The organism is Chryseobacterium sp. SIMBA_029 (genome assembly GCF_046535275.1).
In the GTDB taxonomy this organism is placed as follows: Bacteria; Bacteroidota; Bacteroidia; order Flavobacteriales; family Weeksellaceae; genus Chryseobacterium.
The window spans coordinates 1-715 of record NZ_JAWRXA010000034.1 but is presented as its reverse complement, the minus strand read 5'-3'; the positions used below and the strand labels follow the sequence as shown (position 1 = coordinate 715).

The following is a 715-nucleotide window of genomic DNA, read 5'->3' as shown; positions in this document are numbered from 1 at the left end:
AGAAAAACGGAGGCCATACCCAGAAGATGGAATATCTTTCCAATGACGCGGGTGAAGTTAAAAAGTTTAAAGCTGTCACAACGTGGAACCCTTCTGCACAGATCAATGACGTATCTATTGCTCCTGTATTGGATGATTCTTATACAACAAATGGTTATTACAATGCCAATACGTTGTACAAGGTGGTCACTAAGGATGAGGATGGTAATGAAACCCATTCATTCATCAATTCTAAAAAACAGGCTCTCTTAGTCCGTAAGATCAATAAAAAACCAAACGGAACTACAGAAAATCTGGATACATACTATGTCTATAACGAGTTTGATAATATAGCATTTGTTATTCCGCCGAAAGCTTCTGCATCTGCTTTAACAACAAGCTTACTTAACGCTTTGTGTTATCAGTATAAATATGATAAATACAACAGACTTGTAGAAAAAAAGCTTCCAGGGAAAGGTTGGGAATATATGGTGTATGATAAGCAAAATCGAATTGTACTTTCTCAAGATGCCAATCTGGGAACAACAACCAATAACTTTGCAAAAAGAGGCTGGATGTTCACTAAATATGACCAGCTCGGAAGAATAGTCTATACAGGATTTTTCGCCAATACAGAGACAAGAACAGCGATGCAAACTGCATTAAATAATGTGTCTGCCAATGCCTTAAATAATGAAAGTCCGAGCGCATCACCCTTTGCACAAAACGGAATTGA

1 pseudogene is annotated in these 715 nt (G+C 37.5%); it reads left to right on the top strand.

The features are described 5' to 3' along the window. Positions 1 to 715, top strand: a pseudogene (locus SB679_RS23080) (RHS repeat-associated core domain-containing protein); the annotation flags it as partial.